Origin of the sequence: Emticicia sp. 17c (assembly GCF_037153985.1) — a bacterium.
In the GTDB taxonomy this organism is placed as follows: Bacteria; Bacteroidota; Bacteroidia; order Cytophagales; family Spirosomataceae; genus Emticicia.
This window is the reverse complement of the sequence record NZ_JBBAYI010000001.1, coordinates 1-23,488: the sequence shown is the minus strand read 5'-3', so window position 1 is coordinate 23,488 and position 23,488 is coordinate 1. Positions and strand designations below refer to the sequence as shown.

The 23,488-nt window shown below is 34.1% G+C and carries 19 protein-coding genes and 1 tRNA gene; 8 read left to right on the top strand and 12 right to left on the bottom strand.

Going from position 1 to position 23,488, the window contains the following annotated elements:
* Positions 1-52: 52 nt before the first annotated feature.
* From deoC to WAA15_RS00080, 5 genes are all read right to left on the bottom strand, one after another.
* Positions 53-724 carry a deoxyribose-phosphate aldolase gene (gene deoC, locus WAA15_RS00100; RefSeq protein WP_337040281.1) on the bottom strand — a complete coding sequence of 224 codons (672 nt, stop codon included), beginning with the start codon at positions 722-724 and terminating at the stop codon, positions 53-55.
* 2 nt (positions 725-726) lie between these two features.
* Complete coding sequence (locus WAA15_RS00095) at positions 727-1,629, bottom strand: histone deacetylase family protein (RefSeq protein WP_337040280.1); 903 nt, start codon at positions 1,627-1,629, stop codon at positions 727-729.
* A 5-nt stretch (positions 1,630-1,634) separates the two neighbouring features.
* Entirely contained in the window at positions 1,635-2,045 is a 411-nt protein-coding gene (locus tag WAA15_RS00090; protein WP_337040279.1) for a DoxX family protein, read from the bottom strand.
* A gap of 29 nt (positions 2,046-2,074) precedes the next feature.
* Positions 2,075-2,311, bottom strand: coding sequence for a DUF4834 domain-containing protein (locus WAA15_RS00085; protein WP_337040278.1), 237 nt, complete (start codon positions 2,309-2,311; stop codon positions 2,075-2,077).
* A 105-nt stretch (positions 2,312-2,416) separates the two neighbouring features.
* Complete coding sequence (locus tag WAA15_RS00080) at positions 2,417-3,694, bottom strand: TlpA family protein disulfide reductase (protein ID WP_337040277.1); 1,278 nt, start codon at positions 3,692-3,694, stop codon at positions 2,417-2,419.
* 375 nt (positions 3,695-4,069) lie between these two features.
* Between WAA15_RS00080 and WAA15_RS00075 the strand changes: the two genes are divergently transcribed.
* The 4 genes from WAA15_RS00075 to WAA15_RS00060 all read left to right on the top strand — a co-directional run bounded on the left by WAA15_RS00075 (position 4,070) and on the right by WAA15_RS00060 (position 7,924).
* A complete protein-coding gene (locus WAA15_RS00075) occupies positions 4,070-5,509 on the top strand; it encodes an ATP-binding protein (RefSeq protein ID WP_337040276.1) in 1,440 nt (479 codons plus the stop codon).
* Complete coding sequence (locus WAA15_RS00070) at positions 5,502-6,158, top strand: response regulator transcription factor (protein WP_337040275.1); 657 nt, start codon at positions 5,502-5,504, stop codon at positions 6,156-6,158. Before WAA15_RS00075 ends, WAA15_RS00070 begins: the two co-directional genes overlap by 8 nt.
* Before the next feature lie 250 nt (positions 6,159-6,408).
* Positions 6,409-6,482 (top strand) — tRNA-Asn (locus tag WAA15_RS00065).
* A 218-nt stretch (positions 6,483-6,700) separates the two neighbouring features.
* Complete coding sequence (locus WAA15_RS00060; protein WP_337040274.1) at positions 6,701-7,924, top strand: tyrosine-type recombinase/integrase; 1,224 nt, start codon at positions 6,701-6,703, stop codon at positions 7,922-7,924.
* A gap of 283 nt (positions 7,925-8,207) precedes the next feature.
* On the opposite strand, the gene WAA15_RS00055 is transcribed toward WAA15_RS00060, so the two are convergent.
* Positions 8,208-8,975, bottom strand: a complete 768-nt coding sequence (locus tag WAA15_RS00055; protein WP_337040273.1) for a hypothetical protein — start codon at positions 8,973-8,975, stop codon at positions 8,208-8,210.
* A 308-nt stretch (positions 8,976-9,283) separates the two neighbouring features.
* Between WAA15_RS00055 and WAA15_RS00050 the strand changes: the two genes are divergently transcribed.
* Positions 9,284-9,646: a transposase gene (locus tag WAA15_RS00050; RefSeq protein WP_337040272.1), complete on the top strand. Its 363-nt coding sequence runs from the start codon at positions 9,284-9,286 to the stop codon at positions 9,644-9,646.
* Positions 9,647-10,901: 1,255 nt separating this feature from the next.
* Here WAA15_RS00050 and WAA15_RS00045 read toward each other — a convergent pair.
* The 4 genes from WAA15_RS00045 to WAA15_RS00030 are packed head-to-tail and all read right to left on the bottom strand — an operon-like array spanning position 10,902 to position 21,044.
* Complete coding sequence (locus WAA15_RS00045) at positions 10,902-12,368, bottom strand: LamG domain-containing protein (protein WP_337040271.1); 1,467 nt, start codon at positions 12,366-12,368, stop codon at positions 10,902-10,904.
* Positions 12,369-12,385: 17 nt separating this feature from the next.
* Positions 12,386-13,849, bottom strand: a complete 1,464-nt coding sequence (locus WAA15_RS00040; protein ID WP_337040270.1) for a LamG domain-containing protein — start codon at positions 13,847-13,849, stop codon at positions 12,386-12,388.
* An 18-nt stretch (positions 13,850-13,867) separates the two neighbouring features.
* Positions 13,868-14,656, bottom strand: a complete 789-nt coding sequence (locus WAA15_RS00035) for a hypothetical protein (RefSeq protein ID WP_337040269.1) — start codon at positions 14,654-14,656, stop codon at positions 13,868-13,870.
* A gap of 13 nt (positions 14,657-14,669) precedes the next feature.
* Positions 14,670-21,044: a SpvB/TcaC N-terminal domain-containing protein gene (locus tag WAA15_RS00030; protein WP_337040268.1), complete on the bottom strand. Its 6,375-nt coding sequence runs from the start codon at positions 21,042-21,044 to the stop codon at positions 14,670-14,672.
* 351 nt (positions 21,045-21,395) lie between these two features.
* Between WAA15_RS00030 and WAA15_RS00025 the strand changes: the two genes are divergently transcribed.
* From WAA15_RS00025 to WAA15_RS00015, 3 genes are all read left to right on the top strand, one after another.
* Positions 21,396-21,644, top strand: a complete 249-nt coding sequence (locus tag WAA15_RS00025; RefSeq protein WP_337040267.1) for a hypothetical protein — start codon at positions 21,396-21,398, stop codon at positions 21,642-21,644.
* A gap of 97 nt (positions 21,645-21,741) precedes the next feature.
* Positions 21,742-22,191 (top strand): hypothetical protein, encoded by a 450-nt coding sequence (locus tag WAA15_RS00020; protein ID WP_337040266.1) that lies wholly within the window; start codon positions 21,742-21,744, stop codon positions 22,189-22,191.
* Positions 22,192-22,234: 43 nt separating this feature from the next.
* On the top strand, positions 22,235-22,459 hold the full coding sequence (locus WAA15_RS00015; protein ID WP_337040265.1) for a hypothetical protein: 225 nt from the start codon (positions 22,235-22,237) through the stop codon (positions 22,457-22,459).
* On the opposite strand, the gene WAA15_RS00010 is transcribed toward WAA15_RS00015, so the two are convergent.
* Both WAA15_RS00010 and WAA15_RS00005 read right to left on the bottom strand, forming a co-directional pair.
* Positions 22,442-23,038 (bottom strand): hypothetical protein, encoded by a 597-nt coding sequence (locus WAA15_RS00010; protein WP_337040264.1) that lies wholly within the window; start codon positions 23,036-23,038, stop codon positions 22,442-22,444. The genes WAA15_RS00015 and WAA15_RS00010 overlap by 18 nt on opposite strands.
* Positions 23,039-23,130: 92 nt before the next feature.
* On the bottom strand, positions 23,131-23,412 hold the full coding sequence (locus WAA15_RS00005; RefSeq protein ID WP_337040262.1) for a hypothetical protein: 282 nt from the start codon (positions 23,410-23,412) through the stop codon (positions 23,131-23,133).
* Positions 23,413-23,488 lie beyond the last annotated feature (76 nt).

Here is a 23,488-nt window from a genome sequence, read left to right as displayed (position 1 = left end):
AAGTTATGTGCAGAAGGTTTTTTTATGCGCTTCAATAAAGTTATCAAACAATTTAGTAACTAGCATTGCTTTCGGTTCCCTTTATAATAGCTACACCCGACGAAGTTCCAAGCCTATCGGCTCCGGCTTCAATAAAAGCTATGGCTTGCTCGTAGTTCTGGATTCCGCCTGAGGCTTTTATCCTGACCGTAGAAGGCAGACAATTACGCATTAACTTTACTTGTGTTAAATCTGCACCTTTTGGGGCAAAGCCGGTTGATGTTTTCACAAAATCTGCACCCGATTCTTCGCAAATTTCACACGCAATGCTTAGGTCGAAATTATCCAGATAAGCCGTTTCAACAATTACTTTTAATAAAGCCTGACGGCCATGTACTATTTCTGCTATACTTTTTATCTCTTGCTTAACTGTAAGATAAGCCATTGATTTAAAAGCACTTATATTCATCACGACATCAACTTCATCGGCTCCGTCGTTCAATGCTTTTTCGGTTTCAGCTATTTTTATGTTCGTAGCCTGATACCCCAACGGAAACCCTATTACGGTACAGACTTTGGCCGGGCTATAAGCTAGTATCTCTTTCACAAAACTTACGTAGTGAGGCGGTACACACGCCGAATAGAAATGGTATTGATAGATTTCTTCACATAGTTTTCTGAAATCCATTTCTGTTGCTGTTGGCTTTAATAAGGTATGGTCGATGTAGTGCGCCAGATTTTGCATAGTTAAAAAAAAATTTTTTCTGCCAGACGAAAAGTATTGCAATGTGCCTCAACGATATCGGCAATACGAGGAGAATACCCCCCTCCCATTGATACTACCACAGGAATTTTATTGGCAATGGCCTGTTCAAACACGAAGGCATCGCGCTGACGGCAGCCTTGCATCGAAACTTTTAATTTTCCTAGTTTATCTGATGCCAGAATATCTACGCCTGAAATATAAAAAATAAATTGAGGTTTTACTTCCTTGATTAGCCGCGGTAGTGTATCATATAGTAACGATAAATAGGTAGTGTCATCGCAGTTGGTTGGCAACTCAATGTCAAGGTCAGATTTTTCTTTTTTAAGCGGATAATTATCTTTTCCGTGCATTGAAAAAGTAAAAACCTGCGGATTATCCTGAAAAATAACGGCTGTTCCATTGCCTTGATGCACATCTAAGTCAACAACCAGAATTTGTTCGGCCAGTTTATTGGTTATCAGATAATAGGCTGCTACGGCCACATCGTTTAACAAACAAAAGCCTTCTCCCCTATCGGCATAAGCATGGTGTGTACCACCCGCAATATTCATTGCGATACCCGTTTGTAAAGCAAAGGTACAGCAATCAATGGTACCTTGCGTAATTATTAACTCCCTTCTGACGAGCATCTCCGAAATAGGAAATCCTATTTTACGCTCCATTTTGGGATCAATCCGTAGGTTCAGTAAATCATCAAGATATTTTTCATCATGAACACCCGTAACCCAGCGTCGGTCGACTGATACCGGAGAAAAAAAATTAGCAGGTGTACAGGTGCCTTCATAAAGCAATTGCTCATGAATCAGTTCATACTTAATCATCGGAAACCGATGACCTTCGGGTAATGGATGAGTATAAATAGAATCGTAAGCTATTTTAAGCATGCAAACTATTTAAATAAGCGGGCATCTAAGGAGTATTTTCCGGGCCCTGTCAGCAGGATACTTATAAAACTAACAAGATATAGAATTGCCTGTTCTTTATCACCGAAAGGGTCGTTACCATGTATAACAAAGGCAATTATTAACATACAAACCACCAGAATTAATGCTGCAATACGGGTAAATAAGCCTATAACCAAAAAAATTGAGCAAACCAATTCGGCAGTAATAGTCAACACCTGTGAAACGACGGGGCTTACGTGCAGAGGGTCTGGGAAGTCGTGGTCACCGGCTAAAAAACTTTGTAATTTATTGTAACCGTGTGGGATTAATAACAGAGCAAACCCAAGTCTTAAAATAAAAACTGCCAGGCTTACCTGATTGGATAGATTTGTAGGCTTTAAAAATTTTTTCAACATTACTATTTTATTTAATTACAGAACAGGTATTACTTAACTTCCTCAAAATCGACGTACTGCCCCCCCTCAAAACTATCTTTTTTGTTAGTTTGCTCGGTTGATTTCACCTTAACATCGCCTTCTTTCCCTCTTTGTTTCTCCATAATATCGTTATAACGCTTTTGTTCTTTCGCAATTTGCTTGCCTACAAGCAACTCAAAAAGAAAGTTTCTGAACGTAGGCACAAAAACTATCAGTAATAATAATATAATAACGTATTTAAACATGACTTATATTCCTGCCAGAGGAAATTTTAAAATGAAAATACAATACTCTTACAAATGTAATTTGTTTTCACAGATGTAATACAATCAAAACTAAAAATTAATTCCTTACGAAACTCCTATGAGTTTCTGTAATAATTCGAGTGTAGCAGGATTGCTCGGCCGTACGGCATCAGGCTGAACAATAGTTCCGTTTTTATCAATTATCATATAACGCGGAATACTATTGATTTGGTATTTTCTGGTTAACTCCGAGTTCCAGCCTCCTCCTGAATGGCCGTGGTCGCCGTTGTCAAGTTTTAACTGTTCGACTGCATTTTTCCAGTTTGCGGGGTCTTCATCAATTGATATATACAAAAATACTATATTCTTTTTTTGTTTTTCGCTCAATGCGGCATGGAGTTTTCTAGAAAATGGAAATTCCTGCCTGCAAGGGCCACACCAGCTAGCCCAGAAGTCAACATAAATTACTTTCCCTTTGTATTTGGCAAAATTGAATGGTTTGCCATCAAGCCCTACCAGCACAGGATATTCACTATTGTTGAGCAATTCTTTTGAGCTTTGTGTTTTTTCTTCTTTTACTTTAGCAATTTCTTCCTTTTTGTTGAGCGTTTCCTTACAATGGCTAAGTAATAAGTTTCTGTAATTGTCTGATTCTACCTGACTAATCCAGTATTTGGCTGCCGAAGCAGTAATTCTGCCACAATTATCATATACCATTTTCGTAATAGTAAAATCAAGCACTTTACCTTTGAGGTACTTTTGTGCGTAATTGTTTTTGTCTGAAAGGGCTTTTACTTGGTCAGAATATTTAGCAAATTTTTGTTCCTGCGAATTAAAATAAGTGATAAAGAAAGGAAGGAAATTACGGTAAGCCTCGGCGTTTAGCAAGCTTTCATCAGAAATTTTCTGAGGGTCAAGTGCTTCGGTCATTACAGCTGGTAACGATACCACACGAGCCAGTTTTACATCAAGATTACTTCTGATGATGGGGTAAGCCAGTAATAGATGCCAATAATTCCAACGAATATTGGTTTCAACAAGTTTCTGAAAATCGGCCGACAGTTTTTCTTTTGCCGGATAGTTTTTCAGGAAATCCAGTTGATTTTTACGTTCGTCGTATAAACCCATTTCCCAATCATCTACATTAGCAGATAACAGTTGTTTATAGCGTATTTCTTTTTCAAAAGCATCAGGAAATTTCTTCTGGAAATCAGCCAAGAACAACTGGCTTTGGGGGTCTTGCAATAAACTATTAAGTTTTTGTTTGGCCGAAACCTCTGCTGTTTGCATAAAAATATCGGTACTGTCTTGTTTCGAAAATCCTATGTTTTGGGCAAACGAAAAGGCAGGTAACAATACGGCCAGTAGTACACTTTTCAACATAACTCTAAATTTTATCGGGTAGTTTATTTTATGTATCAATATTATAACAAATAAACGAAAATCTATGCCAAAGATTGGTACAAAATAAAAATTGTATCTATAAACATGAAAGCTGAAATTCATTAAAAATGATGCACAAAATACATATATCACTAACAAAAACAATACTTTTCCTAGCTAATAAGACCATATTCCATATTTAATAAAAGCGGGAACATATATCACAGAATTATTTTTTGATATTCAGGATATTTATAAAATATAATTTTTTCAACAAAAAACTAAAAACAATCAAGAATAATCATGTAAATCATTGAATTAGTATTTTTTTGTACTAATTTTCTATGACATGCAACAGATAATATTTTAACAAAAATGCCTACAACACTCGACCAACAGGTAGCCCAACGCCTTACGCGGTTGTACATGATAGCACTAATGGCGGTAGGGTTGCTTTCAATTACAGGACAGATTTTAATTCAGTACTCGTTGAAAGATTCGCTGGACGATGCACATGTTGTTAATATTGCTGGTCGCCAGCGAATGCTTAGTCAAAGGCTAGTTAAAATGGCTATTTTGCTTATAAACTCTGAAAATTTAGCCGGAGAAGCAAGCTTTTACAAAGATGATTACAGAGAGACATTAGCACTTTGGAATAAATGCCACGAGGGCTTAATAAACGGACATCTGGCAGTTGAACATGAAGTGTATGTAAAGAATTCGGAACATACTCGCCGTATGTTACAGGAACTAGACCCTATTTTTAATGACCTGAATAATAAAATGACTCTGATATTGAATAACAAAAGCTTCAATAAAGATGAAATTCTGCATCAAATATTGCTTGATGAGCGGCTTTTTCTTGATAAAATGGATAGCATTGTTTTTCAGTACGATTCAGAATCGAAAGAGAGGGTCAAGCGTATGAGATATATAGAGCTCTCGCTTTTTATTGTAACCTTTGCGGTGCTACTGCTGGAAGGGTTATTAATTTTTAAACCCTTGGCCAGTTATATCAGAACCGTTATAAAAAAATTGGTTGATTCGGAGGAAACTTTACGATTAAAAAATCAGGAATTAAGTATTGCCAATCAAAAATTATTAGATACCCAGAACGACCTTCTTCGAATGACAGAAGAAAAATTTGAATTGATAAGAAAAGAAGACAAAGTGAGGTCAGGTGCTTTACTTGAAGGGCAGGAAGAAGAACGCAGGAGATTATCGCGCGAGTTGCACGACGGTATCGGGCAGATGCTTACGGGATTAAAACTACATAGCGAAAAATTTAAAAGCCTGACTATTGACAATGAAAAGCAAAAGAAAATTTTTGACGACCACAGTAAACTTATTGAAGAAACCATTGAGGCAACAAGGCTAGCCTCTTTTAACCTGATGCCTGCGGTATTAACCGATTTCGGACTAAGTGCGGCTATCAGGCTCTTGGCCGAACACACAACTAAGGCGAGTGGTATAGTTGTGGATGTTGAAACTAATCTTGAGAAAAGACGGCTCAGTACTAATCTGGAGGTAAATCTTTACAGAATAACTCAGGAAGCCATTAATAATATTGTAAAGCATGCTAATGCTACAAATGCAAAAGTGATGTTGTGGCGACAAAAAAATGAAATAGAATTATTGATTATTGACAATGGTGTTGGATTTGACCCCAAATATCTTAAAAAAGACTCTAGTAGCAAAAATGGCCTTTCTAATATGAAAACACGTGTGAACTTATCAGGTGGGTCCATCAAAATTGACACGAAACCAACCAAAGGAACTAATATAATTATAAAAATCCCTGACTATAATGACTAATAAAATAAAATTAATGATTGTAGACGACCACGCAGTAGTTCGTCGGGGTCTTATAAACCTTCTGGAAGAAGAAGAGCATCTTGAGATTGTTGGTGAAGCCTCAGATGGAGTTGAATCTCTGGAGAGCATCAAAGAATTAAAACCTGACTTGATTTTGCTGGATTTATCGATGCCCAAGATGTCGGGCTTTGAAGTTGCCCGAATTATTTCACAGAAACACCCATCTGTTAAATCAATTATTTTTTCGATGCATAATAATCAGGAGTATATGGTAACAGCCGTCGAAAATGGGGCCATGGGCTACCTATTGAAAGATACCAGTAAAGAAGAAATCCTGAAAGCATTGGAAACGGTAGCAAAAGGTAGCAAATATTTCCCTCCAAATATATCAGCTTTGATAATTGATGGCCTATTAGGTCAGAAGAAAAGTCATGCAAATGCCACTAGCAAAGAGGCATCAGGAATCATTAATATGCTTTCGAAGCAAGAAAAAGTTATTTTATCCTATATTGTTGAGGGCCTAAATAGTCAGGAGATTTCTGAAAAGCTTAATTTAAGTGTGCGTACAATTTCTAACCATCGTGCCAACATACTTCGCAAAACACAAGTTAAGAATACAGCCGAGCTGGTACGGCTAGCCATGGAGTAAGCGTCTGAGTTTAGGGAAAGTTTATATTTATCTTTAGCAAAATTCAGAAAGAAATAATTGAGCTTATAAAAGACAATACAAAAAACGATTTTTTTTATCAACCTAAATACCTGACAGTAAGACTGTTTAGTGAACACCGCTGAAAAATTAGAATAAAAAATAAAATATTTTTCAAATTTTATTTGACACATATATATTAAAAGTCTAATTTTGCACCACGATTTCAGAACAACGGAGTCGCGGCAAACAATCCCGAATAGCTCAGTCGGTTAGAGCATCTGACTGTTAATCAGAGGGTCGCTGGTTCGAGCCCAGCTTCGGGAGCTTTAAAATGAGAAATCAGAAGATTTCAGCACAAAGCTACACTAAATAAGTGTAGCTTTTTTGTTTTTTGCCATTTTTCTCCCAAAAAACTCTACTCTTAGGTCGTTTCTACACCTCATTAAAAAGCTACACAAAAGATCACACTAAAATTAAAAAAAAGCACACCTGTTGGAAGCCAACTAATGCTCATTATTTGACTCAATAATGCTGATAAAAATATGTACCCTACTATTAGATTTAGACCCCGTAAAGATGGTAATTCCGCCAACCTTAAATTATATTGCTTCATAAGATTCAACGGATTAACCGCTACCCGATTTAGCACAAATATTGACTGTATTTACACGTTCGACTTAAAAAAGCAAATCTTTAATGGCTCTAAGAACGAAGTCAATAGTATAAATGACCAGCTCATCAATATCAGAACCGAAATAAGAGAGATTTTTAATAAGCTAAATAAACTTAATCACTCTTTTACTGCACAGATGATAAGAGATAGGTATGTTAGTGAGAAAAAGCTGAGTACTATCAAAATACCGACCTCTTTAGAGTGTTTTCAAGAATATATTCAGCACCGTAACCAAACTGAAAATTTAGAAAAAAGCACTTTAGATAAAATCACCTATTCAAAAAAGCAATTTGAATGCTTTTTAAAAACACATTATAACAGGAAAGATTTGGAATTAAGAGCTATTACCAATACTGTAGCAAATAATTACTTTAACTATTTACAGTTACAGAAAAACAACCAAGGCCTAGTAGTTAGTTATGAACATTGTTATAGAACATTACAAAATCTAATTAAATGCTTGACCTATGCCGTGCAAAAACAATATCTTCTTTCTAACCCGCTGTTAGAACTTGGTATTGAAAATAAGGTTCAGTCTCCTAAAGTTGAACCTTTACCTTTTTCTGATATTATCAAACTAATCAATTGTGAGGGATGTTCAGATACAGAGAAAAAGGTACTGGATGGTTTTTTAATTATGTGTTTTACTGGCTTCAGGCATTCTGACTATGTAAGGTTTTTAAAACAACCTAAAAATTATATCTTCAAAGATGAGTCGGACTTTGAGTATATTGAATTGCTTAGTTTCAAAAATCGAAAAGATAAAAATCAAGAGAGCAGTTATATACCACTTCATCCAGTTGTAAAGAATATCTTGGAGCACTATCATTACAATCTTGCTATTTACTCAGATCAAGTTATAAATAGATATATCAAAATTATTGCTACCCGTGCCGGTATCACTTCTGTAAAAAAAATTACTACTTATACAGCTCGTAAATCATGTGCTTCATACTATGGCAATCTGGACGGTTTCGATGTAAAGTCTGTAAGCAAAATTTTAGGTCATAAAAGAGTTAGTACTACTGAAAAGCATTACTTCAGAGTGGATAAAGAAACTGTGAAAAGGCAGTTTTTGAAAGCTACCAATTAATGATATTTCGGTCTTATTCTTTTACTTTGATCTCAATAAGGTGCTTAGAAATCTCCGAGCACTTTACATATTTGTAAATTTGAATAATTAAACCTCTTTAAAGATGTAAAAATTAAGATTTGATATTACAGACAACAGATTTTAAATGAGAATAAATCTTACATTTCTTACAAGTAATAATTGAGTGTAAGTACCTTATTTTCAATCTTAAAAATGAGAAATTGAAGTGTATCTATTGCCAGATAATAAAAAACCTAATTTTCTTCAAAGTGTTGATTTAAATTTAGTTTTTTACATTAAAGAGGTATCTTTCCATACCCGAATCTTTGATATATTTAATCCATTTTTTTTCAAAAGTCCAATAAAGCATATCTTGCTTAACATATGTCAAATTTAAAACGTCTTCCCAATCATTTTTGTCAAATTTAAATCCACTTGAGGCTTTTCCTAGAGTAATAAAAAATTGATTAACTGTATAAAGTAACAATTCGTAATCTGAAAAGTCGAACTTCCAAAAATCAAATTTATTACCTCCATTAAGGAAAAAACTTAAAAACTCTTTAGTACTCTCAAAATGTTGCACTTGTCCATTACATGACTTTAAGAGGTTTTTTAATTGCGTTCTATATATGTTTCTATAAGTTTCTATGGTTTCATTGATTTCTATTTCTGACAAATTTTCATCATTCCAAAGCAATTCGCGATACTTTTTTGAGGTCATAGTACCATGAACATCAAACTTATCATTACTTAAATCTTTAGTTATATTAGTCAATAATAAAGAAATATTTTTTCCTTCCTCAGAATAATTGTCCCTAAACATTTCAGATTTAAAATACTGAATCGGGCTTAAATACTTAAAGTCTTTACATTTCAACATGATTTGAAACATTGCCAATGCCCTTTTATTTTGAAAGTCTTTAGTAGTCAACATTTCATGAATATTAATCCAAGTTGGTACAAGATTATAATTAGAGTAATCCTCTATTTTTAACCGACCATCAGCAAATCGATACCAAACGTTAGTATCACAAATTATTGGGTTTTTCATTTACTTTTTTATTTTTAACTTAGAGCAACCCCTCAAAGTGTCTCAAAATTATGGCACATTTAAAGCTTTGCCAACTAAACGATTGCGGGAAAAAATAATTTCCTTAAGCTCAGTTGACAAGTATTTTGTATGAAAATTATATTTTTTATACAAAATTGGCAAAGAAAAACAAAAAATATGTCCTTTTAACCTATAGTTGAATTGTATAGAACCTAAATATCTAAAGCCAAATTAAGAGCCTGTTTAAAAAATAAATGATAAAAAGAATAAGAGCATCTAACTAATAATAAGAATGAACTTTCTTTAAAGTGACTAAACCAAAAAGAGATGTATTCAACCGATTTATCAGATGCTCAGTGGCAATTTATCAAAAAGCATTAAACTATAACAACAAGAAACGCAAACATTGTTTACGAACAGTTTGGAATGCTATTTTATACTTAATAAAGACGGGTTGTCAATGGCGTATGCTTCCGAAAAATTTCCCTAACTGGCAATTAGTCTATTACTATTTCAAGAAATGGGCAGATTTGGAAGAATTTGATGCTTTGTTAGAAAAAATAAGGGGTAAAGTACGGCTTCAAAAAGGTCAGAATTTCTCTCCCAGTCTTGGAATAGAAATATACAAGTGCAGACCAATAAGTAATTCAATTAATAAAAAGCACATATAAAATATGAAAATTATTAGCAAAGCAGCTTTTTATTATCAATTTTGCTGATATTATATAGTTCATAAATCTATAGAATTCATAATAACTTCTAATCCGAAAAATATGCAGGATTCGTAACAATTCCTAATTCTCAAATACGCAAGAATCGTAACGAATCCTAATTCTCAAATATGCACGAATCGTAACGAATCCTAATTCTCAAATACGCACGAATCGTAACGAATCCTAATTCTCAAATATGCACGAATCGTAACGAATCGTAACGAATCCTAATTCTCAAATATGTACGAATCGTTACGAATCCTAATTCTCAAATATGCACGAATCGTAACGAATCCTAATTCTCAAATACGCACGAATCGTAACGAATCCTAATTCTCAAATATGCACGAATCGTAACGAATCGTTACGATTCCTAACGAATCCTAATTCTCAAATACGCACGAATCCTAACGAATCCTAATTCTCAAATATGCACGAATCGTAACGAATCCTAATTCTCAAATATGCACGAATCGTTACGATTCGTAAAAATAATTGCGGCAAATCCTTAAATTTGTCTATCGAAATAAAACTTACCCATTGACATTATTTATGGCACAATCAATACTCCCAGAAAATCTGACATTGAAAGCATTAGTAGCAATGATAATGGCTGACATTGAGATAGGTTCAGATAGATGTCGATGAAAGCCTAAAGGCCAAGATTCATTTACAATAAATTCTGCCGGAAGGAATAAACAAATATTTCCCTTGTCCACAATCAATAGTCGATATTCTTTAATACCTAACAACTATGCTTGTATACTCTCCAAAGTTTTTTAGAATGAAGTTCTTCCTCTCTGAAAGAACTTATTTTAGAAGAATCAATATGCTGAAGGAAACTGACCCAATTATTCAGCAGAATATTGATAAAATTACCAATAAGAAGAATTGGGATTATGAAACATATATTATGGTCAAAAATGCTTTTGAAAGGTTTGGAATAATCGAATAGAGTAGTAAGTTATTTAGCAACTCATTTATGTATTTATTTTCTTAAGTATTTCTGGTATTTCATCTGTAAAAAACTAAATTTAAATCAACACTTTGAAGAAAATTAGGTTTTTTATTATCTGACAATAGATACATTTCAATTTCTCATTTTTAAGATTGAAAATAAGGCATTTACACTCAATTATTACTTATAAGAAATGTAAGATTTATGCTCATCTAAAATCTGTTGTCTGTAATATCAAACCTTAATTTTTACAAATTATTCTTTTGGCTTAGTAATTTTCAATACATTAACCTCATCTTTCAATTGCTTTATTTCATCTGCCTGCTGTTTGTTAATTTTATTTTGCTCTCCAATGTAAAGAGTTAATTCTTCTATCTTTTTCAATAGTTTGGCAACAATATCTTGCATTTCCACCCCATTTTTAACCACCTCTTCAGCCGTAGGAATATTAGGCAAATGTTTATTTTCTCGCGCAAATTTTGTTACTTCTTCGATAGGTTGAATTTTGTATGTTGAGTCAAATACTCCGTCGGGCCACTCATTAACATTATCATATTTCACTTTAAAATTTGATACTAAGAATTCTCCTTCATTATCTAATTCTAAAAAGTTCTTGCCATTCATTTTAATACCAGGGCTATTATAGGCAGTGCGCATATTGATAACCCCTTTCACATCTAATCTATATTGAGGGTCATGCACTCCTATACCTATTTTAATATTTAGATTTTCAAAGTCACCTAATACAATAGCATCATTAACAGAAACGCGCGCATTATAGCCAATAGCACCGGAACGTTGAAGTGTACCTATATTATCCCCATAGCTATTTGAACTGCTACCGATAAAGATATTTCCTTGACCTGAAATAATTCCCAACCCTGCTTTATTCCCAAAGAATGTATTGTTTGCACCTGTTGTATTACTACCGGCATTAACCCCTGCAAATATATTGGCTATACCAGTAGCGTGAATAAACTTATTTGGGCCAAATTTAATCACATCAGCTACAGAAGTTACCACTTCAGCGGCATACATTTGCTGAATTTCAGCAGCCGTCAAGGCTCGGTCATATATTCTTACCTCATCCAATTGCCCATTAAAATAATTAGAGTTTTGAACATAGGAGCCAATGATGAGATTTGAGCTACCTGTATTGAGTGGTGAATTTGTTTTTGTGTTTTGAGACACACCATCTAAATAAAGATTCATTGTGTTTCCATCATATGTAAAACTCATTAAATGCCACCTGTCATCGAAGTATTGAGCCGCATTTAATAATGATAAATCATTATTAATACCAAAAAAACCTAAATAGCTATAAGCAGGCTGGGCTGATATACCTAAGATGCTGCCTGTATTTGTAGTATGACCGGGATTTCCCCAAGAAATCATATAGTATGATGATGTATTTTGATTCGTTTTAAACCAAACAGATAGCGTTCGAGCCGCATTTCCTTGAAGAAGACTCCAGTCATCAACCGTAATATTACCATTTACTCCATCGAAACTATAAGCCTGACCGACGTTTCCATAACGATCTGCTGAAGCGGTAACTCCCCCTGCAATAGTACCGTTACGTCCATTCCCACTGGCATCATTTGCATTACCCGAAAAGGGATAGTAAGCTACTAAGCCATTAGTAGGAGCTTGAGAGAAGCTTATATTACTGTTAATAATTATACCTGTCAATACTGATAAGATTTTTGTGAAGTTTTTCATAACTATTCAGTTTAAAACTATTTCTTTTCTAATTCCTCTACTCTTTTTTGTAAATTTTGATAGTCACTTTGTAATTTTTTGTAGTCACTATTTATCTTATCAATATACAGAGTTTGCTCTTCTATATTTTTTAATAGCTTAGCAATCATTGATGGAACATCTACACCATTTTTAACTACTTCTTCAGCCGTTGGAATATTAGGCAAATGTTTATTTTCTCTAGCATACTTTGCTACATCCTCAATAGTTTGAATTTTGTAAGATGAACTAAAGACTGTATCTGGCCATTCATTAGGGTTTGTATATCTTACTCTAAAATTTGATACTACAAATTCTCCTTCATTATTTAATTCTAAGAAACTCTTGCCATTCATCTTAATACCAGGGCTATTGTAAGCAGTGCGCATATTAATGACTCCTTTCACATCTAATCTATATTGAGGGTCATGTACACCAATTCCTACTTTAATATTAGGGTTTTCAAAGTCACCCAATACAATAGCATCGTTAACAGAAACGCGCGCATTGTAGCCAATTGCACCAGAGCGTTGAAGGATAGAAGAATTGGAACCAAAGCTATTGGACTTACTACCTATGAAGATATTACCTAAACCTGTAGAAATATCAGTTCCTGTATTATTTCCTAAAAATGTGTTATTCGCTCCGGTTGTATTTCTTCCTGAATTTATCCCAATAAATGTATTGGCTTCACCTTTTGTGTTGATAAAACTATTTGTACCCAATTTTATAACATCTGTTGTAGTAGAAGGAGCTACTTCAGCTAAATACATTTGTTGAATTTCTGTTGGAGTGAGAGCACGGTTGTAGACTCTTATATCATCTAAAGAGCCGGTATAATAATAATTAAATGTACCAGTAGTACCAAAGCCAATTACAAGAGAAGTGTTGCTTGTGTTTAATAATACTCCAGTATTGTAATAAATCACTCGAACGCCGTCAAGATAAAGGCTCATTAAAGAACCATCATAAGTAAAGGTCATTAGATGCCAGCGATTATCATAATATTGAAATTGGTCAAGTAAGGTGATGTCATTTGAGTTTCCTAAAAAACCTAAATACCGAATTCCATTAGTACCAAAATATGTTCCTAAATGGCTTGCAGCACTAGCCGCATTAAGTCTTCCCCAGGAGAGCATATATTGTGATGATGAAGGTGCTGAGCATTTGAACCAAACTGACATAGTCCTTGCTGCATTTCCCGTTAATATATTCCAGGGAGCTATTATACTACCTGTTCCATCAAAATAGGAAGCCTTATTGGGGTTACCAAAGCGATCGGTCATTGCATAAACACCACCAGAAACTGTCCCATGTCGGTTATTCCCACTTTCGTCGTTTCCAAAAGAGTTATTAAATGGATAGTAAGCGAGTAGGCCATTAGTAGGAGCTTGAGCAAGGCTTATCTGAGTATTAATAATTATGACTATTAATACCAATGAAATTTTTGTTAGGTAATTCATAATTATAAAGGATGAAAATTAAGGTAGAACTATTGTCCCATTATTATCATATACTAAAAAGCCATTACCCATAACAAGGGTTTTAGCATATCCAAAGTTGGTTAAGCTTACTTGATGATTAATGTAAACTTCATCATTAATTGTGGGTATACGGCCACATATCCATGTATTTGGGTTATGCCAATTACCCGGTTGTTTAGTAACCATGACATCTCCTGGCAAACATCCAGAAATTCCTCCGACTAAAATAGTAGCTGACCCTATATCAGGACAGTAATCTCTACTACAGGTAGCCATATAAATAGCCGAGGAACCATACATTTGTACATTAATAGGGGAGCCAATTTGCCCTGAAGACCATTTAACTATGCCATTGACACAACCAAAGGCATAAAGTGTAACAGACTGACCATATTTTACTGAATTTGCAGAGGTTGCTACTGTAATAGGTATGGTTTCACATTGGATGATTGACACGGTAATGCGCGCAAAACCATTATTAGCGCAACCAACAACTATACAATTCGCAGTATACTCTGTTGTAACAGTAGGGTTTACTACAATCTGATTGCCTGTTAGACCCCCAGGTTGCCATTGAATAGAGCCACCTGTACAACCAGTTGCCACCAATGTACTTGATTGACTCGGGGCAACAGCTTCTGGGCTTGCAGTAACTGTTGGGTTTGGGCTACTGCCTTTTAATTGTTTACTTATACGATTGCCGTTGGCATCGTATATCAACAAAACCGTAGTTTGGGAAAAACAATTATTACTAAATAGCATTAAAAAAAATATAATTTTTTTCATAATTAGTATATTATTATTTAATTCTATCACAAGGAGGATAATCTAACCAAGTCGGGTTTGTATTACCAGAATTCATTTGGTAGTGTAAATGTGGGGAATACACTTTCAGTCCTGTACTACCAACTCTGCCAATGATAGTGCCCGCTTCAATTTTACTTCCAATTGTAATGTTTGAAGGGATGGAACCAGCTTGCATATGAAAATATTGATGTAAGTCGTTATTCGCATCTCTAATTGCAATTCTATAACCAGCTGAATTATTGCTCCAACCACGCATTTCTACTTTTCCGTCTGAGACAGAATATATATTTTCTCCATCAACTGCTCCTATTTCATTACGAACAATATCAATCCCAACATGGGTATGATCAGAGCGTTTTTCTCCATAATTGCCTATTTTGCAATAACTTGCATCTTCTTCATTTAGAGGAAGATGTCTAGCTAATTGATTAAACATCATTATAAAAGCACCAGCCATTGCACCGTTTTGAAAATTTCCTCCTGTTAATTCAGAGGTTATTCCACCAACAATAGCAGCAGCAGCTACTTTACTGCTAAAATCAGGAAAATTATTTCCAATTAAATCTTCAGTTCCACCAGAAATAGCACCTGTAATAAATCCATGTATAAATCTTCCACCAGTCACTTCTGACATTGTTCCTTGTACTACCCCATGCCCTAAAACTTTTATCCCATAATACCTTGCAGTTTCCATTACTGGGGCATTATCAGCTAATACACCGGCCCATTGTCCAACTCCATAGGTTAAGCCAGCACTCACTGCGCCTATTATTGCCCCTTTAAATCCAGACCTTAGCGCACTTCCAAGCCCACCACCATTAAGTAAAGCCCCTGTAACATTAGAAGCAAAGCCAGCTGCGGCCCCTGATTTTGCGGCAACGATCCAGGAAGTAGCATTTAATCCTCCAGTAAGATATGTAACAGCGACAGCCACTGCAACTGTTAAAAGTGGTTTCCAATTTTCAGCTACAAAATTTACAACTGCACTCACTACATTTTTAATGGCTTTAAAAATACTCTTAAAAAAGTATCCACTTGGGTCAGTATAGCTTAAAGGATTGTTTTTAACATAACTGTATCGATTAAGGTCTTGCAAATCGGTTATATCTTGTATATATGGATCTGGCTGTAAGAAAAGTCCTAAGGTAGGGTCATAGACTCGCCCATTCATGTCAATCATAGCAAAGAGGTCATAATGCTCATGATTGGTAAAGCCTCTTTCATGACTGCCATTAAACGCAGCATTTGAAACCGTCCAGTCGGCATTACGTCTCTTACCCCAGGCATCAAAACTCATTTCTTCCAATAATACTCCACCATTTCCTGTAAAGCCAGTAACTGAGCCTAAATGATCCTTAAGATAATACTTTATTGTTTTTGTAGTAGTAGCACCTTGTGTTTCGGTAACTTGTATGCCAATTCCTCCTATAAAATTAGTAGCAATGGTTTTGCCATTAGCAAATATTTCTATTTCCGAAATGCCACCAATGTATAACTTGGTACGAGTGAGAGTGTTACGCACATACATTTTTTGCATGATACGTTGCTGGTCGGGACCATACTTTACCTCAACACGTGCTGTATCATTCGATATTTCTTTTACTTTATTGAATGAGTTGTAAACAGTATAAATATTGAGCGTAAAAGAGCATTGTACATTGGCATTGTTCGTTCGTATGTTAAGCAATCTATGTGGCCCATTGTTAATAGCTCCGTACTCGTAATCGCCTACATCAGACTTATAGATTATATTACCAAGCGCATCATATCTTAGTGTAGTTGTAGTAACATCATTTAATTTAGTAGCAATAAGTCTGTTTACCTCATCATAATCAAATGTTTCGGTTTTATTCCGTTTTACGTCTTTGCGTTCGGTTAAATGAGCTAAATCATTAAATGTATAATTAAAATGCTGTAAGGTAGTAGTACTATTAAAGTTTCGGATAGATTGTAGATACTGCGTTGCTGCCTCATATTGTTTTTCGGTTTTTACACCATTGCCGTATTCCTGCAAAAGAATATTACCACTAGCATCCATGGTACTTATTTTCCAGAATAAGCTATTATCAGCATTATTCCTTAACTCTGATAAGTATCCATAGGCATTATATACATTTTTGATAACTAAACCAGATGCAGGATAACTTAGTGTATTGAGCCTGCTTTGTGCATCGTATGTATAACCTGTAGTATAAGTCTGACCGTTTACTGTTGTTGTTTCCTGACTCTTCCTACCTAAATTATCAAAAGAGAATGTATGGGTGGAAACATAGCTGCTAACGGCACTGAGTTTCCCGATTGCTTTATTGCCAGAATCATAAGTATTAGTGGTAACACCATCTGTATCAGTACGAGTAACTAATCTGCCTAATATGTCGTAGGTCATAGTTACGATATTTCCATTAGGATAAGTCTGCTTAGTCAATTCACCAAAACCATTATATTCATACAAATAAGTACCCATATCTGGGTCTATCATTTTGGTTTTTAAGCCCCTTACATCGTATTCATTAGTAATAATATTACCTTTAAAATCTTTAGAAGTTAATAATCTATCGGCTACATCATAAGTAAGAAAAACATTATTCCCATCATTCCAACGACTTTCTATTACTCTCCCTTTTATATCTTCAATGTCAGTTTTTTTCTGGCTTTTAAAGTTGTAAAACTCTGTAATGGGTCCCCCAAAAGTAGAACTAGCAGTTCGTATACCCCCTGTCTTAGTCTCTCGTACAGCAACTACCCGGCCTAACTTATCTAATTCTTTTTGAGTATATCCGGCAGGAGCTTCACCTTCATAATAAGGGTATGTGTCTTTAATGATTTCACGAACCTCAGGAGATGCGATACGACTAAAAATATGGTCAACTTTTATCCATCGCCCATCAAAACCTTTTGATTTATTTTGAATACTTCGATTGTAAGAATCAAAATGCTCAATGGATACCTGGCCGACACTATTTTGGGTATAGGTTAAAAAGACTGCGCTATTTGGACTTTGGAATTGACTAATATCCGCCTTTCGATAGGCAATTGCTTTCCAGGTGCCATCTGGTGAAGTTTCTTTAGTAATTCTTGAAAACCCATCGTATTGAAAAGAAGTAACCAGTCCATTTGGGTCGGTCTGAGTCAGTGGTAAACCAAATTTTTGCTCGTAGGTTACTGATGCTGTATGACCTAAAGCGTTAGTAGTTTGGGTAATAAAACGATTGGTTAAGGCATCGTACTGTGTTTGGATGGTTCTATTCTGAAAAGCTACACCTGTCCATGCATTAGTTGTACTTTGGGTGATATTACCGAATGTATCATAAACATAAGTTTTGATTATGCGTTTTTCAGCAGCCAGATTAGCATCAGAGGTTTCTTTGGTTAACAAACCATTCGCATCATATTCAAAAGATGCCTGACGAATTTCGGTTGTTAAATTAGGCGCAGACTTATGAACAGTAGCTTGGGTTAATCTCCCTAAAATCCAGTTATTAACATTATCTGTATAAATATTAGCAGTAGAGTCTTTTATACTTTGCCCATAGTCAGCTACAACGTAAGTCGGATTACCATACGAATCGTTTAATTTTCTGGTTTTACGAGTTGTATTGTTAACAAAATCTTCAATACTTTCTTCATATTCATAAGCATTAAAACTGGTAGAATTGGTAGTTGGATAACCAATTAGGACTGGACTGTGAGTAGTTCGGGCTATTAGTACATCATTTGAATAATATCGCTCAGTTTTAATAAGATTCTGGCCTGTATATTTCCATTGATCATTACCTTGTCTAAAATAACGAACATCATAAATGCCTGTAATAGAATCAATTTCAATAATCTTTGAGTAACCTCTGAATCCTCGACCCTCTACATTAATTGTAGCACCGAAATAACGGAATTTCTTAGCTGTTTCATCGCCTGTAGGTGTTATAGTTTTGACTTTTGAAACAATATATAAAGGAGACTGAATATCGACGTTAGGAAATTTAACTTGTCCGGCCTTTTCGTATAATTGAGAGTTTAATAAATTATCATAGCTTATTTCAGTAGATAAGCCAGCACCATTGGTTATCTTTTTTATACTTAATCCCTGACTTTGTCTCATTCGTTGCACAAACCATTTACTGTTTGAGCTATTATAATAAAATAAATCGCTATGAGAAGACTTTAGAAAATTGCCGATTTGAGGTTTAGGGTTTGAACCTGTATCCTTAAAACGGAACGTTGGCAGAGCATCAATCAAAGGTTGAGAGAAACTAAAATTAAATTCTCCTAGATTCAGGTAAGTCCTGTTAGTACCATTAGTTGTTTCGTAAAAGGTTAAATCTATTAACCCATCAGCATTGAAATCATTTGGTGCTACATTAGGAAAGCTACTAAGTACCGAAACTGTTTCAATTTTATGATTACCTAAATTTTCAAAGCTTTTTCCTCCTTTATTAGGGATAATAACTACTTGATTTGTAGATGGCTTTAGTATTAATACTTCTGATAGATTGTCACTATTTAAATCAACCAATGTAACTTTATTTGTTGAGCCAGCTAACCATGTGGTTTGAAGAGACTGACGTTGACTTGAAGTTATCCTTGATTTGTATTGATTTTTGCGACTGGCAATGGCCGTAACACTTCTAAAGGATTCAGTATAGATAATTACGTTATCACCAGTTGTTTTATCATAAATAAAAATATCAGTTAAGCCATCATTATTTATATCGTCAAACAACTTTTCAGGCTCTGCAGAACCTGACCAACCAATATTATAGCCACTATTATTCAAATCAGGCTGAACCACCATACCATAATACGTTTGTGGTGTAGCAGTATTAGTAGGTAGATTTAATGCTATTCTTCCTCCAGTTAAAATAGGCTTATAGGTTCCAGGCTCAGTTCTTAAGTCTATTAAGTCAGATATACCATCTTGATTAATGTCTACTATATAATCATCCCATGGAGTATCACCAATAGTGACAAGTTTCATATAGTAGGTGCATGGGTATGTGTAGGCTGCGTCTACGGCAGGAGTAGGTGGATTAGAAACAAAATATAAACAGTCATTTGCCCCAAAAATAGCAGGTTGCCATGTAGCAATAACATCAGCAATATTATCTCCATTTACTTCACCTGTTTGTATTCTGAAATTACTACCACCTCCTGGAATACTTATGGTGTTTTCATAAGCTGGCGTAGATGTAAAACTCCCTGCACCGTTATTTAGAAAAAATTTAACAACTAAATTAGCAGTATTAGTCGGAATATCCCAGGTGGCAATATCAACTAAACCATCACCATTAAAATCGCCGAATAGCCTTTTTTCGGGAGTGGTATTAGGTACATTAGTTACTTCAATCGGTGTTCCTAATCCTAATTCAAGATTAGACCACTCAAAAACTGTTGGTTCCAGACAAATTTGAGTATTACTACCATCACATTCTTGTATCTGGCTAAGTAAAGAATATTGGTTAACTACATAAGATAATTTATACTCTCTTATGAGCGTTGTTTGGTAAAAAATCTGAATTGACTTTAAACGTTTTTGATAAGTGTTTTTCTGTTGAAATCTTATTCCATAAACACTTGATTTATCTGGTCGGTCTTCCCAGATAAATTTTACTTTGTTATAGGGCATCAAACTTCCGGCAATATTCCCGGTATAGTTGATTTCATCAGGATATACCTCTCCGGAAACACTATTTTGGATATAGGAAAAGGTCATATAATTTCCTTTTCTATCTTCGATTCGATTAACTAACCATTGAAATCCAACATTCTTAGTAGGGTCTATTACACGGCTATCAGAGGTATTTCCATATTCATATATTAATCCAGCTTTAGAATAAGATTTAAAATATTGAGGGCTTTGTGTAGATGAATTTTCGCATAATATTACCTTATTGAAAGAGTTTTGTTCTGTATAGTAGACTGTTTGGTCATTACCGTAATTCTCGTCAAAAGCAATAGTAGAATTAATCGATTCAGGGGCCAATACTAATCTTTCACCATCTAAACTAAAACGATCAGATTTATTATAGGAGATTCCTAAAGAGACGGCTTTAGTTTCTTGTACATTATCAGCAGTTTCATCCTGAGCGCGCGTCTTGGAGCTTCTTGTAATACTTGAAAGGCCATTTAAGGACCAACCCAATCCTATAAAACTATTCCCGTTTTGACTACTATAGCTTAAACCTAATTTAGGCTGGAGCCCAGCCGTACCTGCGGGTAATACCAAAGGTATTTGATAAGTAGAACCACCAGCATCCGAAACACTAAATGCACCTTGAGTGTAACCAAAGTTATTACCAGGAACTACAGATTGAGCTTGGAGATTATTTATAAATGGGAGAGTAAGTAAAAGGGCTAGTAAATATATTTTCATGTTCATGGTTAAAAACACAAGTTATGCTTTTCTCTATGTAATAAATATATCTTTTGGGGATTTTTATTTTAAGGTATTTTTTTACATTTAAACCTTTACATTTTTTTCTTAAAGAGGCTGATTTTTCTATTCTTTAGTTTTTATTTACCTTATTTTTTATCCCAAAGGGGCACAAGGAAACGGATTAAAAAATGCCTTCGGTTCAAGAAATATGTTAGAAACTCTTGATTCTTTCAAGAATTATGCAAAAAACCATGGGTTTAATGAACTTAGAATACAGTCCCAACGGGCAGCAAATAGTTCATCTGCTAATCCTGATCATGGATTTGATAAAATATTTAAACTACGATAATGGGAAAATATAGATTATTTTTTAGAGAGAATTATAATGGGGATAACTTAGACACCATTTTAGGTGAGTTGAAAAGTAAAGGAGTATCACAAATGCAATCAGCATTGATACTAACCTTAGAATTAAAATTAAGTTTAAGTGATGCTGATAAGGCTTTACTAAACTCAAAAGTGTGGGATGAAACAAAAGAAGTTACTGAAAAGTTTAGAAATGACTTTGGTAATTTTATAGATAATTATGATGAATAACACAAAGCCCCTATCCGGGGCTTTGTGATTAAATGGCATACTGTTTGGAGAGCATCAAAAAGTGTGGGGCAGAAACTATTAAAAAGATAATTTATAAATGGAGAAAAATATTAGTAATTCCGTTCTTCTTTCAATTTTTAGACGAAAAGGAGGCGAAGGAAAATTAACAGAAATTATTAGCCTTAAAAATGCTGATAAATATAATAATCTGTTAAAAAATGCCTTTGAAAGTAATGATGAGAACTTGATTGGCTATCTTAAAGACTTGAAAAATTGGCTTATTCTTACTAATAGGCATTTAATCTATTCAAAAGACGATATTATTTACATAATTAATAATTCTGAAATTGTAGGAGTATCTTTTGCTCTAAAAGAAGAAATGAAAAAAGGAATTAAAGATAAACAACACTTTACAATGATTGAGGTTGCCGAAAATGGAAAATCTCATATTATTACCATTGAAGCAGGAAAGCCATATCAAGGATTTTATCAAGTCTTGTCTTTTATTGCTGGAAATAATATAAATAATAGAGAAAGTGTGAAGTAATGATAAGTCTTCAAATAAATATCATCTAAACATAGATGATAAAATGGATAGCCAAGATTTAATTAGGCTTGGCAAAGAAGTAGCAGAATATGAGTTTGATAGTTTTTTCTTGATTAAAGTATTTGATTACAATGAAACTTTACTTTTTGAAAAAATTATGGGATATGAATTGAGTAAACCAAAAATTTGTTTTTTTCAAAATCTTGAAGGGTTTATATGTGAAGGTTCAATAGATTCGCTACAGTTAGACCTACTTTATATTTCTTAGAATTATTATATTTTCATAGTAATTACCGATTCTTTTAAAGAAGAAATACTTTGTTTTCTCCTTGGAATTTATATCAAAATAGAAAAATTGAATCAAGATAGCTAAGAAAAATACAATAAATTTACAATTCAAAATTGTAGCGTTTCTATAGAACCACCACAAATAAGGGTATTTTTCAATATCTTCTTTTCTGACGTATTCTTTAGTGTCTCTGTATTTTTTACCATCAATACTACTTTCAGCAGTATTAAGATTATTTTTCAAGATTTCAAATACTGCTGCTCGGATAAAGTAGCTATTATTATTATTTATAATTTCGAAATATTCTCCAGCTTTTAATACTACTTGAGTATTAATTATTTTATCTTTATCTCCTTTTTTTATTAATATCCCGCGTTCAAATGAAGTTGGAATTTGAATGAAATCAGTACCACCAAAAAGTAAGTCAATATTTTCGTGTGAAATATATTTTCCAGCTTTCCCGGTTACAATAGTACCCCTAATAAGCAATACTTTATGACTTAAAGAAAAATCCATCATATCGAAGGATTCTTCAGATTGAAACAATATCTCTTCCATTCTGATATATCAAAATTAGGGTAATAGGCACTCTATTTATAGTTAATATGAAATCTAGTACTTAAAACGACTATTATGTACAGTAAAATCAATTAATTATCTTCCATTATACTCGGCTTTACACTTAAATATATTTGATTATTATCTGGTTGATATCCCATAACTCGACCCTTAATTTTACTAGCTATTGGAGGAAATGAAGAATAATCAAATAATTCTTGTTTATCTTTTATATCAATTATTTCGATTAGACCCATAAAGGTTGGGTGGTCTATTTTCAGAAATATTCCAAAAGGAACCAACATATAAACTTCACCCTCTATTATTGAACCAATCGGGTATAATTCCTTCATCTCTTCTATTTTTGATTTCATATTTAAATAATTAATGCGAATAATGGGTTGAAAGAGCAGAAATAGAGCCAAGACAACTAAGACTTACTTTTATGGT